General features: G+C 66.5%; 16 protein-coding genes. 8 read left to right on the top strand and 8 right to left on the bottom strand.

The genetic code is table 11. The features are described from left to right. Positions 1-14: 14 nt before the first annotated feature. Positions 15-1,106 carry an A/G-specific adenine glycosylase gene (gene mutY / locus F3H26_RS07765; RefSeq protein WP_149775486.1) on the bottom strand — a complete coding sequence of 364 codons (1,092 nt, stop codon included), beginning with the start codon at positions 1,104-1,106 and terminating at the stop codon, positions 15-17. An 81-nt stretch (positions 1,107-1,187) separates the two neighbouring features. Here mutY and F3H26_RS07760 point away from each other — a divergent pair, with 81 nt between their 5' ends. The 3 genes from F3H26_RS07760 to F3H26_RS07750 are packed head-to-tail and all read left to right on the top strand — an operon-like array spanning position 1,188 to position 3,486. Beyond that, positions 1,188-1,706: a DUF721 domain-containing protein gene (locus tag F3H26_RS07760; protein WP_149775485.1), complete on the top strand. Its 519-nt coding sequence runs from the start codon at positions 1,188-1,190 to the stop codon at positions 1,704-1,706. Positions 1,707-1,708: 2 nt separating this feature from the next. Beyond that, on the top strand, positions 1,709-2,374 hold the full coding sequence (locus F3H26_RS07755) for a DsbA family protein (RefSeq protein ID WP_149775484.1): 666 nt from the start codon (positions 1,709-1,711) through the stop codon (positions 2,372-2,374). After that, the gene (locus F3H26_RS07750) at positions 2,374-3,486 is read left to right on the top strand and encodes a CaiB/BaiF CoA transferase family protein (protein WP_149775483.1); all 1,113 of its coding nucleotides are present in this window, start codon (positions 2,374-2,376) and stop codon (positions 3,484-3,486) included. Before F3H26_RS07755 ends, F3H26_RS07750 begins: the two co-directional genes overlap by 1 nt. Here F3H26_RS07750 and lpxK read toward each other — a convergent pair. The 4 genes from lpxK to F3H26_RS07730 are packed head-to-tail and all read right to left on the bottom strand — an operon-like array spanning position 3,483 to position 7,836. After that, on the bottom strand, positions 3,483-4,481 hold the full coding sequence (gene lpxK / locus F3H26_RS07745; protein WP_149775482.1) for a tetraacyldisaccharide 4'-kinase: 999 nt from the start codon (positions 4,479-4,481) through the stop codon (positions 3,483-3,485). The two genes, F3H26_RS07750 and lpxK, sit on opposite strands and share 4 nt — an antisense overlap. After that, positions 4,468-5,703 carry a 3-deoxy-D-manno-octulosonic acid transferase gene (locus F3H26_RS07740; protein WP_149775481.1) on the bottom strand — a complete coding sequence of 412 codons (1,236 nt, stop codon included), beginning with the start codon at positions 5,701-5,703 and terminating at the stop codon, positions 4,468-4,470. Before F3H26_RS07740 ends, lpxK begins: the two co-directional genes overlap by 14 nt. Then, positions 5,700-6,503 carry an inositol monophosphatase family protein gene (locus tag F3H26_RS07735; protein ID WP_149775480.1) on the bottom strand — a complete coding sequence of 268 codons (804 nt, stop codon included), beginning with the start codon at positions 6,501-6,503 and terminating at the stop codon, positions 5,700-5,702. The genes F3H26_RS07740 and F3H26_RS07735 overlap by 4 nt, the downstream gene beginning before the upstream one ends. Next, a complete protein-coding gene (locus F3H26_RS07730; protein ID WP_149775479.1) occupies positions 6,490-7,836 on the bottom strand; it encodes a TldD/PmbA family protein in 1,347 nt (448 codons plus the stop codon). Before F3H26_RS07730 ends, F3H26_RS07735 begins: the two co-directional genes overlap by 14 nt. Before the next feature lie 210 nt (positions 7,837-8,046). Between F3H26_RS07730 and F3H26_RS07725 the strand changes: the two genes are divergently transcribed. Then, positions 8,047-8,973, top strand: a complete 927-nt coding sequence (locus F3H26_RS07725; RefSeq protein ID WP_149775478.1) for a hypothetical protein — start codon at positions 8,047-8,049, stop codon at positions 8,971-8,973. A gap of 78 nt (positions 8,974-9,051) precedes the next feature. Here the strand turns inward: F3H26_RS07725 and F3H26_RS07720 are convergent, their stop codons facing one another. Continuing rightward, the gene (locus tag F3H26_RS07720) at positions 9,052-10,575 is read right to left on the bottom strand and encodes a DUF2125 domain-containing protein (protein ID WP_149775477.1); all 1,524 of its coding nucleotides are present in this window, start codon (positions 10,573-10,575) and stop codon (positions 9,052-9,054) included. A gap of 134 nt (positions 10,576-10,709) precedes the next feature. Here F3H26_RS07720 and F3H26_RS07715 point away from each other — a divergent pair, with 134 nt between their 5' ends. From F3H26_RS07715 to F3H26_RS07705, 3 genes are read left to right on the top strand one after another with little or no spacing between them, the layout of a single operon-like run. Beyond that, positions 10,710-11,459 carry an SDR family oxidoreductase gene (locus F3H26_RS07715; RefSeq protein WP_149775476.1) on the top strand — a complete coding sequence of 250 codons (750 nt, stop codon included), beginning with the start codon at positions 10,710-10,712 and terminating at the stop codon, positions 11,457-11,459. Further along, positions 11,456-12,064, top strand: a complete 609-nt coding sequence (locus F3H26_RS07710) for an enoyl-CoA hydratase/isomerase family protein (RefSeq protein ID WP_149775475.1) — start codon at positions 11,456-11,458, stop codon at positions 12,062-12,064. The genes F3H26_RS07715 and F3H26_RS07710 overlap by 4 nt, the downstream gene beginning before the upstream one ends. Then, positions 12,061-12,795 carry a VOC family protein gene (locus tag F3H26_RS07705; RefSeq protein ID WP_188127722.1) on the top strand — a complete coding sequence of 245 codons (735 nt, stop codon included), beginning with the start codon at positions 12,061-12,063 and terminating at the stop codon, positions 12,793-12,795. Before F3H26_RS07710 ends, F3H26_RS07705 begins: the two co-directional genes overlap by 4 nt. Here F3H26_RS07705 and F3H26_RS07700 read toward each other — a convergent pair whose 3' ends face one another. Then, positions 12,796-13,092 (bottom strand): HNH endonuclease, encoded by a 297-nt coding sequence (locus F3H26_RS07700; protein ID WP_149775473.1) that lies wholly within the window; start codon positions 13,090-13,092, stop codon positions 12,796-12,798. 48 nt (positions 13,093-13,140) lie between these two features. Here F3H26_RS07700 and F3H26_RS07695 point away from each other — a divergent pair, with 48 nt between their 5' ends. Beyond that, a complete protein-coding gene (locus F3H26_RS07695) occupies positions 13,141-14,349 on the top strand; it encodes a TIGR03862 family flavoprotein (protein ID WP_149775472.1) in 1,209 nt (402 codons plus the stop codon). Here F3H26_RS07695 and F3H26_RS07690 read toward each other — a convergent pair. Continuing rightward, entirely contained in the window at positions 14,316-14,912 is a 597-nt protein-coding gene (locus F3H26_RS07690; RefSeq protein ID WP_149775471.1) for a glutathione S-transferase family protein, read from the bottom strand. The genes F3H26_RS07695 and F3H26_RS07690 overlap by 34 nt on opposite strands. Positions 14,913-14,928 lie beyond the last annotated feature (16 nt).

Genomic DNA, 14,928 nt, shown 5'->3' with positions numbered 1-14,928 from the left:
CCGAAACTCTGCCCTCAGGATAATCCCGCCCGCGGTATTTTCCCAGAGGTCGAACTGCCGCGCCACAGATCATGCGCCTTGCGCATCGCGGTCGGCAGGTCGCCGGGGCGAAAGGCATGTTTGGGCATCACCAGCAACCCCTCGGGGCTCACCTTCGCAGGCACGGTGGCGGTCCAGACGCGCAGGATCAGGTGGAAATGGGTGAAGGTGTGGCGCACCTCGGCGGGCAGCAGGGTCCAATCGGCCGGAAAGGGCGGCGCCTCGGCCGCGTCCTCGGCCCAGTCCGAGCCCGGAAAGCCCAGCATCCCGCCCAACAGCCCCGTTTCCGGGCGGCGTTCCAGCAGGATTGCGCCATCGGCGCGCTGCGCGATGTAGACATGGCCGCGCCGGGTGGGCTTCGGCGCCTTGGGCATCTTGCGCGGCAGGTCGGCCTGGGTTCCGGCGGCGCGGGCCTGGCAGGGGTCCCGCAGGGGGCAGATGCCACAGGCCGGAGATTTGGGCGTACAGATCGTGGCGCCCAGATCCATCACCGCCTGGGCATGGTCGCCGGGGCGGTCGTCCGGGGTCAGCGCGGCGGCCTTCGCCTTCAGCAGAGGTTTCGATTTCGGCAACGGGTCGTGGATGTCATGCAGCCGGGCCATGACCCGCTCGACATTTCCGTCCAGCACGGTTTCGGGCCGGTCAAAGGCGATGGCCGCGATGGCGGCGGCGGTATAGGGGCCGATGCCGGGCAGCTTCAGCAGCGCATCGTGGCTGTCGGGAAAGCGCCCGTCGTGCTGGTCCACCACCGCGCGGGCGCATTTCAGCAGGTTGCGGGCGCGGGCGTAATAGCCCAGCCCGGCCCATTCCGCCATCACCTGGTCATCGGGCGCGGCGGCCAGCGCCCGGACATCCGGCCAACGCGCGGTGAAGCGCAGGAAATAATCCCGCACGGCGGCCACCGTGGTCTGCTGCAGCATCACCTCGGACAGCCACACGCGATAGGGGTCGGGCTGCACGCCTGCCGCCCTGTCGGCGGGGCTGACCCGCCACGGCAGGTCGCGGGCATGGCGGTCGTACCAGGCAAGCAGGCTGCGGCTCAGGTCGAAGGTGGCGGTGTCACGCAAGTTTTATCCATTTCTCTGTCGGGTTTCGCTGGCGCCCGGATGCACGCCCATTACAATAGCGGCGCAGGAGTTGGAAACCAGATGCAACCAAGACGGTCCACCACCCGCGGGTTCAAACGCACCGCGTCCTTGCTGAGCGATCGGATCCGCAAAGCCGGTGAAAGTCGCGGCTTTGCCGTGTCGCGCTTGTTGACCCATTGGGCCGATATCGTGGGCCCCGACATCGCCGCCATCGCACGGCCGGTCAAGGTGGGCTATGGCAAGGGCGGTTTCGGCGCCACATTGACCGTGCTGACCACCGGACCGCAGGCCCCGATGCTCGAGATGCAGAAGGACCGTCTGCGCGACAAGGTGAATGCCGTCTATGGCTACAACGCCATCAGTCGCATCCGCATCACCCAGACCGCTCCCACAGGATTTGCCGAGGGGCAGGCCAGTTTCGAACACCGTCCGAAACAGGCGAAACCCACCATCGCACCGGAAGTCGTTGCCGAGGCGGACAAGGTGACGCGCGAAGTTCACGACCAAGACTTGCGCGCGGCTCTTGAACGACTGGGCCGGAACGTTCTATCCAAACAAAAATCGCTGAGAAAGGGCTGAGAATGAGCCGTATCGCAACCGCAATCTGTGCGGTCATCGCCGTGGCCGCTGGCGGCTATTGGCTGACGCAATCGTCAGGCACCACCCCATCCAACCCGCTGGTGGGCGCCGCCGAGGCGCAGGAGGCCGACATCGACACTTCGACCATCGTCGAGATGGTGCAGGGCGCCGAGGATGCGCCGGTCGAGATCATCGAATATGCGTCCTACACCTGCCCGCACTGCGCGAATTTCCATCAGGGGCCGTACAAGCAGCTCAAGAAGGAATATATCGACACCGGCAAGGTCAAGTTCATCTACCGCGAGGTCTATTTCGACCGCTACGGCATCTGGGCGTCGATGGTGGCGCGCTGCGGTGGCCCCGAGAAGTTTTTCGGCATCACCGACCTGATCTACAAGGGCCAGTCCGAATGGACCCGCGCCGGCGGCCCGGCCGAGATCGTGGAAGAACTGCGCAAGATCGGCCGCCTGGCCGGGCTGAGCAACGATCAGCTTGAAGCCTGCCTGCAGGACGGCACCAAGGCGCAGACCCTGGTCGCCTGGTATCAGAAAAACGCCGAGAAAGACGGTATCCAGGCAACCCCGTCCTTTGTCGTCAACGGCAAGAAGGTCGACAACCAGTCCTATGACGAGTTCAAGGCTCTGATCGAAAAGGAACTGGGCAACTGATGACCGGGCCTCTGGCCGGTCTCAAGGTTGTCGAACTGGCGCGCATTCTGGCTGGCCCCTGGGCCGGCCAGACCTTTGCCGATCTGGGCGCCGAAGTCATCAAGGTGGAGTCCCCGGCCGGCGATGACACCCGCGCCTGGGGTCCGCCCTTCGTGACCCGCGATCAGGATGTCTCGGCGGCCTATTATCATTCGACCAACCGCGGCAAGGCGTCGGTGATCGCCGATTTCTCGACCCCCGAAGGGCAGGAGAAGGTGCGCGCGCTGGTCGCTGACGCCGATGTGGTGATCGAGAATTTCAAGGTCGGCGGGCTGAAGAAATACGGGCTGGACTATGACAGCCTCAGCCAGTTGAACCCGCGCCTCGTCTATTGCTCGATCACCGGGTTCGGGCAGACCGGGCCATATGCGCACCGGGCCGGGTATGATTTCATCATCCAGGGCATGTCCGGGCTGATGTCAGTGACCGGAGAGCCCGACGGACAGCCGCAAAAGGCAGGCGTGGCGATCACCGATGTGTTTACGGGCATTTATGCGGTGGCCGGGGTTCTGGCCGCCTTGCACCAGCGCCAGCGCACCGGGCGCGGGCAGCATGTGGACATGGCCCTGCTGGACGTGGCCGTGGCGGTCACGGCAAACCAGGCGCTGAACTATCTGACCACCGGTCAGGTGCCGCAGCGTATGGGCAACGCGCATGTGAACCTGGCGCCCTACCAGGTGTTCGACTGTGCCGACGGTCACATCATCATCGCTACCGGCAATGACCGGCAGTACCGGCGCCTGTGCCAGGTGTTGAACCTGCCTGACATGGCCGAGGCGCCCGAGTATCTGCACAACAAGGACCGGCTGGCCAATCGCCGCACCCTGATCGCACGGCTGGACGGCGCCACGGCGACCTGGGCAAAGGCCGACCTGCTGGCCGCCTGCGAGGCGCAGGGCATCCCCGCCGGGCCGATCAACACGCTGGACGAGGTCATGGCCGATCCGCAGGTGATCGCGCGCGGCATGCAGATCGACCTGGACGGGGTGCCGGGGATTCGCGCGCCATTCGTCTTTTCGGATGCCGATCTGAACCTGTCGCGCCCCGCCCCGAAACTGGGCGAAGACGACTAGGGTGGCGGCGCGGCCGTCAGCAACCGCTGACGCACATCGTCGGCCTGATCCACCTGCAGGCGCACCGGCAGGGTGATGACCTTGCTGCGGAAGGCGGGCGGCAGGCGAACCGCGTCTTTTTCGGTGGTGACCATCTGCGCGCCCAGCAACCGCGCCTCGTTTTCCAGCCGGGTCATCAGGGCCGGCGTCAACGGCTGGTGATCGTCCAGCGCCTCGGCCCGCAGCAGCCGCGCGCCCTGTTGGCGCAATGTCTGAAAGAACTTCTCGGGGTGGCCGATACCGGCAAAGGCCAGAACCGGAGTTTCGCTCCAGTCCATCCCGGTTTGCAGCGCCGTGACCTGACCGGTTGCGTGCGCAACGCCCAGCTTGTCGCCCCATAGCTGCGCGAACCGCTCCTGCGCGGCCGGGTCACCCAGCGACAGCACCAGATCGGCTCGTTGCAGCCCCACGTCGACCGGTTCGCGCAGTGGTCCGGCGGGCAGGCACAAGCCGTTGCCAAAGCCGCGGGCGGCATCCACCACGACGATCGAGAATGTCTTGGCCACCGAAGGGTTCTGGAACCCGTCGTCCAGCACGATCGCGGTGGCGCCGTCCTCGGCGGCGGCGCGGGCGCCGGCGGCACGGTCCTTGGCGACCCAGACCTCGGCGAAGGCCGCCAGCAGCAAGGGCTCGTCCCCGACCTGGGCGGCCGTGTGCTGCGAGGGGTCCACCCGAACCGGACCTTCGAGCGATCCGCCATGGCCGCGGGTGACCACATGCGGCGTGTGGTATGCGTCGCGCAACTGTTCCAGAACCCAGATCGCCGTCGGCGTCTTGCCGGTTCCGCCGGCATTCAGGTTGCCGACGCAGATCACCGGCACGCCCGGATCGACCCCGGGCCCCGACGCCACCCGCCGCGCCGTGGCCCGCGCGTATATCCGTCCCAGCGGCGCCAGAAGGCGCGCGCGCAGACCGGGTCGGTCCGGAGGAGTATCCCAGAATTCAGGTGCTCGCATCGTCCATCCGGCCTTTGTCCAACTGGTCCTGAACCATGTCGATCAGCGTATCCACCTGCGGGGCCCCCTCGGTCACCAGATCCCAACCGGCCAGGGCCATGTCGGCCGCCCGGTCTGGGGCCAGCAGATCGACCAACGCATCGCCCAGCTCGGTTGCGCTTCTGATCACGCAGGCTGCCGAAGCGTTGTCCAGCTGGTCGTAGATGTCCTGATGATGGTTCACGTAAGGGCCGTGAATGACGGCCGACCCCAGCGCGGTCGCGGTGATCGGGTCGCAACCCGCGCTGCCCAGCTCGAGCGAGCGCCCCAGGAAGGTGACCGGGCACAACCGGTACCACAGGCCCAGCGTTTCGGGGTCGTCGCACAGGATCACCTGTGTCATGTCCTCGATCGGGTCGCCGTTTTCCCAGTTGGCGCATCTGAGGTCCATGTCTTCGAGCCGGCGCCGAAGCGGGGCGACCTCGCCCCGGTCCGAGACATGCAGGATCATGGCCAGCCGCGGAAGCATCCGCATGGCCTGCCGGTGCGCGCTCAGCACCGAGATGACCTCGCGCGGTTCCACCCAGGCCGCCAGCCAGATCGGGCGCCCCGACAGCGCATGTGTCGTTTCGATCAATTCGTCCTCGGGCCAGGATTGCAGCGTCGGATTGATGCGCAGAGGTGGGGAAACCGACACTTTGTTCGTCGCCCCGCCCAGTCTGCGGATCTGTCGTGCGGCATCCTCGGACGTTGCATGGATGGCCTGAAAACAGTCGAAGGTGTGGCGGGCGATGTCGGGCACCCATTTCGCCGCCGGCGCCGCGCGGATATCCGGCTCGGCCTCGAGCAGGATCAGGGGTATTCCGGCGTCATGGGCGCGGGTGACGAGGTTGGGCATGAGCCCACCGCCGACCCACAACCCGAGATCGGGCCGCCAGTGGTCCAGAAAGCTGCGTGCCGCGCCGGTCCTCTCGGCCGGAAGGCAGACGACCGGGGCGTCGTCCGAGTTCCAGTCGTTCAGGTCTGTCCCGGGCGGAGCGGTTCTGAGGATCGACAGCCCGGGTCGGGCCTGCTGCAACCGTCGGCAAAAGTCGTTCGCCGCGCGCAGGCGATGCCGGCCGGCGATGTGAATCCACAGCAGCTCGCCCTCGGGGCGCGGAAGGGCGCCGTGATCCTGCGGTTTGGGCACACCCCAGGACAGCACCCGATAGGCCGCGAGGCTGAGAGAGCGCTGCCTGCTCATGCCGGCAGGTCCTGGTCTGCGGGCGGTGCCAGCCGTCGGATCAGCAGGTCGTGCAGCCGGGGGCCGGCGGCCACGACGCCGTTCAGTCGCGGGTTCGGATTGTTGAACCGCAACCGGTCGCCGGCGCGGTCCGAGCACTGCCCGCCGGCTTCGCGCAGAATCAGGTCGCCGGCGGCGATGTCCCATTCCCAGCTTGGGCGCAGGGTCAGCATCCCGTCGAACCGCCCCTGCGCGACCAGGGCCATGCGGTAGGCCAGCGAAGGCTGGTAGGCCCGACGAAACAAGGGCGGTCTGGCGTCTTTCCAATGTCGCGGGTCGAGGCTGGGTTTGGCGGCCAGCACTTCGGCCTCGGATTCCGAAAGGACCCGGGTCGCCCGAATCGGCTGGCCGTTCAAGGTGGCGCCCCCGCCGCGCTGTGCCGCGAACAACAGGTCGCGCAGGGGCAGATAGATGACACCCGCGATCACCTGCCCGTGCTCGGCCACCGCCAGCGAATGCGCCCAGGTGCTGGACCCTTCGGCAAAGCTGCGGGTGCCGTCGATCGGGTCGATGATGAAGACACGGTCGCGGGTCAGCCGGTCGGGGTTGTCCTCGGTCTCTTCGCTCAGCCAGCCATAGCCGGGCCGGGCCGCGGGCAGGCGCTGTTCCAGCATCGCGTTCACGGCCAGATCGGCCTCGGTCACGGGGCCCGCGCCCTGCGGTTTGTCCCAGCGCCGGGCGTCGCGACCCGAATACCGCGTGGCGATCTTGCCGGCCTCTCGCGCCGCGTCGATCAGCAGGGGCAGGTCAGTTTCCGGCAAGCGTCATCCCTTCGATCAGCAGCGAGGGCACCACCCGCGACAGATAGGGGCGCGCGTCGTTGGCCGGAATGATCCGCATCAGCATCTCGCGCAGGTTTCCGGCGATGGTGCATTCGTTCACCGGATAGGCGATTTCGCCGCTTTCCACCCAGAACCCCGCCGCCCCGCGCGAATAATCGCCGGTGTTGGGGTTGATCGTGGATCCGATCATCGAGGTTACAAGCAGCCCGGTGCCCATGTCGCGCAACAGGTCCTCGCGCGTCGCCGTGCCCTGGGTCAGGCTCAGGTTCCAGTTGCTGGGCGAGGGCGGGCCGGACACGCCGCGGGCGGCGTTGCCGGTGGGCGCCATGCCCAGCTTGCGCGCGCTGGACAGGTCCAGCGTCCAGCCGGTCAGAACACCGTCTTCAACGATTGCCCGGCGGGCGGTCGGCAGCCCCTCGGCGTCAAAGGGGCGCGATCCCGAAATGCGCGGGCGGTGCGGATCCTCGACCAGAGACAGATGTGCGGGCAGAACCTGCTGGCCCAGGCTGTCCTTCAACCACGACGCGCCGCGCGCCACCGCGGCGCCACTGCTGGCCGCCAGAAGATGCCCGATCAGCGAGGATGAAATCCGTTCGTCGAACAGAACCGGGAACTGGCCGGTCTGCGGCTTGCGCGCGCCGACCCGCTGGACAGCGCGTTCACCGGCTGTCCGGCCGATCTCGTCCGGGCTGCGCAGGTCGGTCTGGAAGGTGCGGCTGTCTCCGTCATAGTCGCGCTCCATTCCGGTGCCCTCGCCCGAGATCGCCACGCAGGACACCGACCGGGTGCTGCGGGCATAGCCGCCCGAGAATCCGTTGGTGGCCGACAGATGCACACGATGCGTCCCGTAGGCGGCGGCCGCATCCGACACCTGCGTCACGCCCGGAACGGCCAGGGCGGCGGCCTCGGCGGCCAGCGCGTCCTGCATCAGCGCGTCGGCCGAAGGCGCGGGCGACGGATCGAACAGTTCCAGTGCGTCGCCGTCCCAGTCCCGCGCCAGTTGGTCGGGATCGGCCAGCCCGGCAAAAGGGTCCTCGGGGGCCTCGCGGGCCATGGCCACGGCGCGCTCGGCCATGGCCTGCAGTGCTTCGGGGCGGCTGTCCGACCCGGACACGATGGCCTGACGCCGGCCCAGAAAGACCCGCAACCCGACATCGATGCTTTCGGCGCGCTCGGCATGTTCCAGCTTGCCGCCGCGCACCTCGACCGAAACCGAAGCGCCATCAACGACGATCGTGTCCACTGCGTCGGCCCCGGCCGCGCGGGCGTGCTCCAGCATCTGATCGCAGATTTCTTCCAATGTTCGGGTCATGTTGCCTCCAACTGCTTGCATTGGACCTAGCCTTCGATACTCGGCCCCGCAAGACCCAAGGCTTGATCCGATGAGCCGCACGCGATGGTGATACGGCCGAAAAAATTGCGCATGCCGAACGGGATACTGCTGGGATCGGAATATGGAGCAGGCTAAAATCCTGACAGAACCCGGGCACAGGCCCGGCGGATTGAGATCGAGGGGCGGAGTTTGGCGCGATTTTATGTCGTTGAGTTTGACGAGCCGGGCGTTCTGGCCAAAGGCAAGGGTTCCCGCAATATCATCACCCGCCTGACCCGGGTGCTTGGGAAGCTTGGCGTTTCCTCCGAGGTTCTGCCATTCGCCGAGTTGATGGCACGCGGCCCGGCGGGTGAACCGCAAAGCTATGTCCTTCTGCACTACAACGAATTGTTCGTGGTGCAGAACCACAAGGTGGACTGGCTGCGTGACCGAGAGACAGAGCTTGCCGCTCTTGGCCACAAGATCCTGCACTCGGTGGAACAGGGGCGCATCGTGGGCCACAAGGTCCGCCAGAACAAGGTTCTGACCGCAGCCGGTGTGCCCATGCCGCGGCTCATCGAAACCGGAAGTTCGTTCGAAACCGCTTTTTCCAACGAGGTCTCAAACGCGCATGTCCCGGTCCAGCTTGTCGGGGATGCGGCTGAACTGGATCCGGGGCGGTACAATACCGAATATGTAGATTGCCGGCATGAATACGAGGGCGAGTTGTGGCATGTCTGCATCCGCGCCCAAGCGGTGGGTGAGCAGGTTCTGTTTTCATGGGTCCGAGCAGGAAAAGAGCCGAACGTCCGGACCCGAGGAACGCCGGTAGACGCTAGGCTTCTGAACCATTTCCACACACAACTGGTCAGGCCGAACGCCGATCAGATTCAGGCCATCGCCCGAGGCGTAAAAGACGTGTTGGGTGTGGGGTTTTATGCGCACGACATTCTGCCCTGCGCCAAGACCGGCCGCTTGCTGCTGTGTGAGACGAATTTCAAACTCTACGAAGGCTTCTATCGGTTCTACATGAAGCCCATAGCGGCCGAACTGCCCAATCCTGCTTTCTTCGACGGCAGGAAAGCCACCCGACGCATGGCGCGGGCTCTGATGCACGAACTTCGCCTGTCCGGCTGACCGCAAGTGATTTGCGGTGCCCGACAGACGAAGGGCGCGGATTTCCGCGCCCCTGTCTGGTCTGCTTTCAGGTCAGGATCACTTGATCCGCTGCCCATTCGCCAGGATCTGCCCGTCTTCCTTGAATTCGATGGTCGATTTGAGCGTGTCCGGCGCCTCGCCCGGAACCGCCATCATGCCCATCATCATGCGGGCGCCCATGGCGTCGTTGTCCGACATCAGGCCCATTCCGATCAGCTTGTCGATCAGGGCGTTTGCGCCCACAAGCTGCAGGTTGACCACCCCGGCCGGGATCGGCACGCCGCCGGTCTGTTCGGCGTTGGAATTGTCGAAGGTGAAATCGCCGTCACCGGTCAGCTTGGCGCCCACCAGCGAAACCAGAAGCTCGTTGATCTTCAGCGAGTGCAACTCGGCCGGAACGGCGTCTCCCGTCTCCATCGCTTCGGCGGCGGCCGGATCGAAGATATTCAGCAGGACCTTGGCCGTGCCGGTGGTGTCCAGCGCGATGGTCGCCGGATCTCGCGGCAGGGCGCCGGCCGGGTCGAACATGCTCCACAGAATGTCCGACATGGTGAAATCGGTCAGGTTCAGGGCCAGGGCAAAGGGTTCGACCTCGCCGCTGTCCTGAATGGGAACCTCAAGTTTCAGGCCCGCCTTGGCCATCGCAAGTTCGATGGGAAACGGTACGTCGGCAGAGGTGACCGACAGCTTGGCGTTCTTCTGTTCGACGTCATAGGCCAGACGCTGTGCATCGACGCTGGCCGCGAAACGGCCGCCATCCGAGCTGCTGGCCATCGAAAACGCTTCGCCTTCGCTGGTGCCTTCGATGCTGGTCTGGCCCGCCGCATAGGTGAAGGCTCCGTCAAAGGCGAATCCGGCCTCATAGGCGGCCTGGACATCCGCCAGGCCGAACCCGGCCGGGATTACGTTCCGGCCCTCGAAGGCCAGTTGCTCGAGCTTGCCATTGATCCGGCCTTTTTCGCCGGTTTCGGGTTCGTTGAAATTCACCTCATAGGTCAGATCGGCGGCGGTGAAGGTCTGATCGACCGTCCGCCCCTCGCCGATTACCATGCGCGACGTGCCGGCCAGATCCGCCAGGCGCAGGCCCAGGTCAAGGCTGTCTTCGGGCATGGTCTCGCCGTCGACGGTGACGTCGCCCAGCGCCAGGCCCAGGCTCTGGGCCGTGTAGTCATAGGTCATGTCTTCGGGGGTGCCGGACACGACCATGTTCAGACCGTCATGGGTGTAAAGAAGCGCGGCAGAGAATGCCTCGCCCTCGGCCTGGCCCGAGATGGTCATGGGAAAGCTCTCCGGCAGGCCGATGGTGACGGTGCCGTCGCCATTCTCGGTCAGGGTCATTTCCGGGATGACCATGTCGAACGTGCCATCCTCGTCCGGCAGCTCCATCTTCAGCGTCATGTTCGTGATGCTGGTGACGTTGCCCGAGGTGCTCTGATCGCCGGTGACGGCATAGCCCATGCTGCCCATGTAGGACTGCCAGTCGGACCAGACGTCGCTGGCGGTCAGGTCTGCCAGCGCGCCTTGTGTCGCGATCACATAGGTCAGGACGGCGCCGCCGGTGCGGCGAAGGAAAACGGACATAAGGGAACCCTTCGTGTTGAAATTCGCGCGCATCGTCGTGGCAATGGCGCACGCCGTCAAGGGGGCAAGGGGTGGACCATTTCCCCGTTTGCGCGATAGGTCTTGAACGGAGTGCAAGCCGAAAGGATTACGGGATGTCCATGCAAGGAAAAACGGTGCTGATCACCGGGGCCAGCCGCGGCATCGGGGCCGAGGCGGGGCGCGTTTTTGCCGCGGCCGGGGCCAATGTCGCGCTGGTGGCGCGCAGCCGCGCGCAGATCGACGCGCTGGCCGCCGAGTTGGGGGCACAGGCAATGGCGATCGCCTGCGATGTCAGCGACTTCGCGCAGGTCGAACAGGCCGTCGCCGCCTGCGTCGACCGCTTTGGCGGGGTGGACGTGCTGATCGGCAATGCCGGGGTGATCGACCCGATTTCGCATCTGGTCCAGGCTGATCCGGCGGATTGGGGCCGCGCCATCGACATCAATCTCAAAGGTGTGTTCCACGGCATGCGCGCGGTGCTGCCGGTGATGCGGGCCGCGGGCGGCGGAACCGTGCTGACGGTCTCGTCGGGCGCCGCGTCCAACCCGGTCGAGGCCTGGAGCCATTATTGCGCCTCGAAGGCGGGCGCGAAGATGCTGACCGAGTGTCTGCACCTGGAAGAGTCCCATCACGGCATCCGCGCGATGGGCCTGTCGCCGGGCACGGTGGCCACCGACATGCAGCGGGCGATCAAGGCCAGCGGCATCAACCCGGTCAGCCAGCTTGAATGGGAAGACCATATCCCCGCCGATTGGCCGGCCCGCGCGCTGTTGTGGATGTGCTCGGCGGATGCCGACGAATTTCTGGGCACCGAGATCTCGCTGCGCCGCGAGGACATCCGCGGAAGGGTCGGCCTGACGTGATCGACCTGACCAGGGAAAACGGTCTGTGGACCGTGGTGCTGAACAATCCCGGCAAGGCCAATGCGCTGACCGGGGCGATGCTGGCCGAACTGGTCGATATCGCCCAGGCGGCGACCGAGGCGCGGGCCTTGATCCTGACCGGCGCCGGCAAGGTCTTCAGCGCCGGTGCCGATCTGGACGAGGCACGGGCGGGTCTGGCCACCTCGGACCTGTGGGAACGTCTGTCGGGCGCCATCGCCGCGCTGCCCTGCCTGACCGTCGCCGCGCTAAACGGCACGATGGCGGGCGGGGCCAACGGCATGGCGCTGGCCTGTGACCTGCGCATTGCGGTACCGGGGGCCAAGATCTTCTATCCGGTGATGCGGTTGGGGTTTCTGCCGCAACCGTCGGACGTGCGGCGCATGAAGGCGCTGATCGGGCCGGCACGGACCAAGCTGATCCTGATGGCCGGGCAGAAGGTAACGGCCGACGAGGCCCTGGCCTTTGGCCTGGTCGATCGGGTGGTGGCCCCTGACATGCTGCTGCAAACCGCGCACGAGCTGGTGTCCGACAGCCTGGCGGCCGATCCCGAGGTCGCCCGCGGAATCGCCGGGATGTGCGCATGAGACTGGCCGCCCTGCATCTGCGCGTGGCGGACCCGGCCGGGCTGGCGGAGTTCTACCGCCACGCGCTGGGCATGGCGTCGCGCCGAGACGGGGCGAACTGGCGGGTCGGCTATCCCGGTCGGGGCGCGGAAATCCTGTTGCAGCCCGGCGGCGGCGGGTATGTCGCGGATCGTGGGCAGCGGTATTGTAAGATCGGCATCACCCTGCCCGACGTGGACCGGGCGGCGGACGGGCTGCGGCAAAGGGGGGTCAAGGTCAGCCAGCCGGCGCAGTTTCTGGACATCGGCTATATGTGCCACCTGACCGACCCCGAGGGATTTGCGATCGAACTGCTGCAACATGACTTCGAATGCAACCGCCCCAATGCCGATCCCGTGCAGGCGCCGTTCGACCGGGCCTGCCTGGGCCAGATCACCCTGCGCAGCGGCGACATACAGGCCGAGGATGCGATCTGTCGCAGCCTTGGGATGCGGCTTCTGTCGATACAGGACGTGGCCCCGCACGGGTTCGACCTGCATTTCTATGCCTTCACGCAGGAGCGTCCGCCCAGCCCCGACCTCTGGGCCGTCGGCAATCGCGAATGGCTGTGGCGACGGCCCTATACCACGCTGGAGTTTCAGCACATCCCCGGTGCCGCCATCGTGCCCACGCCCGACCTGCGCGGGATCGGCATCGAAGGGCTGACCGAACCCGTCCGTGCCGCGCATGGCACGGTGTTCGTGCCCGCCTGATCAGCGGCTGCGGCGCTTTCCGGGCACTTTCGACTGGAAACCGGGCGGGCGTTTGCGCACCCAGTCCAGAAACCGCGACAGCCGGGGGTGGGTACGCAGCGCCGCGACCGAGTTGTAGCTGCGGGCCAGTTCGGCCTCGGTCAGGGTGGCGTGGATCTCCTTGTGGCAGATTCCGTGCAGCAGAACCGTGGGGCCGCCCTTGCCCCCTTTGAGTTTTGGGATCAGATGGTGCAGGCTGCCGGTCCCGTCGGGGATTGGGCGGTCGCAGAGCGGGCAGATGGGGCAGTCCTCGGTCATGGCGAGGCTAGAGTTATCCCGGGACCGGCCCGGGGCAAGAGGAAAGATATGGCGCAGGCAGTGGTGATCGGGGCGGGCCCGGCCGGGTTGATGGCAGCCGAGGAACTGGCACGGGCGGGGCATGCGGTTCTGGTGGCCGAGGCCAAGCCCTCGGTCGCGCGCAAGTTCCTGATGGCGGGCAAGTCGGGCCTGAACCTGACCAAGGACGAACCGTTCGAGACCCTGCTGCCGGCCTATGGGCAGGCGGCCGACTGGCTGCGCCCGATCCTTGCCGATTGCGATGCCGGAATGGTGCAGGACTGGGCGCGCGGTCTGGGGCAGGAGCTGTTCACCGGCTCGACCGGGCGGGTGTTTCCGCGCGCCAAGAAGGCCTCGCCGCTGTTGCGGGCCTGGCTGGAGCGGCTGGACGGGATGAGGGTTGCGATCCGCACCCGCTGGCGCTGGCTGGGCTGGGACGGCGCGGCGGCCCTGTTCGACACGCCCGACGGCGGGCAACGGGTCGCGGCCGGGGCGACGGTGCTGGCGCTGGGCGGCGCCAGTTGGGCGCGGCTGGGCTCGGACGGGGTCTGGGCGCCGGTGCTGGCGGAAAAGGGGGTGCCGTTGGCCCCGTTCGCGCCATCGAATGCCGCGCTGGCAATGGGTTGGAGCCCGCATATGACGCCGCATTTTGGCCGGGCGCTCAAATCGGTGCGGTGGGTTGCGGGCGATCGCGTCAGCCGGGGCGAGGCGGTGATCTCGGAAAAAGGGCTTGAAGGGGGCGGGCTGTACCCGCTGACCCCGGCCCTGCGCGCGGGTCTGCCGTTACATGTGGATCTGGTGCCGGACCTGTCGCACGAGGGTCTGCGCCGCCGCCTTGCCGCCACCAGCGCGAAAACCACGCTCAGCCGGTGGCTGAAAAACGGCCTGCGCCTGCCACCGCAGAAAGTGGCGCTGTTCCACGAAATGACCAAGGGCTGCGCCGTGACCCGCGCCGACTGGGTCGGGCTGCTGAAAGCGCTTCCGGTGCGCCATGCGGGCCTGCGCCCGATGGACGAGGCGATCTCGACCGCGGGCGGCGTCATGCGCAGCGGGCTGACCGACGGGCTGATGCTGAAGGCGCTGCCGGGCGTATTCTGCGCCGGCGAGATGCTGGATTGGGAGGCCCCGACCGGCGGCTACCTTCTGACGGGTTGTTTCGCCACCGGGCGATGGGCGGGGCGATCGGCGGCCGACTGGCTGAGTGCTCAGGCGGTTTTGGCCAATTCGCCCAGCCTCTGATAGGCCGGCCGCGCGCGCAGGTCCTTGCCATAGGCTTTCAGCACATCCGAATTCATCGGAAAATCGGCGGTTTTGGCCCAGCTCATGCAATGAACGCACAGGATGTCGGCGATCGTCATCTTGTCGCCTTGCAGGAACGGGCCCTTGAAGCGGCGGCCCATGCGCTGGAAGCTGTGGTCGAACTCCCATTTCGCGACCTCGACCACCTGCGGAACACGTTTGTCCTGCGGCAGGATGAATGCGTGCCGGGTGGCCAGCCACAGCGGCGCATCGAATTCTTCCAGCATGGCGTTGACCAGCGAATCCTGCTCAGCCCGTTCCAGGGTTCCGGCCGGATGGGTGAAGGCGCCGTGCTTGTCGGCCAGGTAGGTCATGATCGCCACGCTGTCCGAAATCACCGCATCGCCGACCTGCAAGATCGGCACCTTGCCGGATTCATGCAGGGCCAGAACCTGCGGGTCATGCGGCCCCGCCGGGATCAGGTCATAGGGCTGGCCCAATTCCTCGAGCAGCCAGATCACCCGCGAAGCGCGGCTGTGGACGCGTCCATAAAGTTTGTACATGCCGTGCTCCTGTCTT

This window comes from Ruegeria intermedia, from assembly GCF_900129345.1.
Taxonomy (GTDB): Bacteria; Pseudomonadota; Alphaproteobacteria; order Rhodobacterales; family Rhodobacteraceae; genus Ruegeria; species Ruegeria intermedia.
Note: the sequence above shows the minus strand (reverse complement) of the source record. Positions and strands in the feature narration are given on the sequence as shown.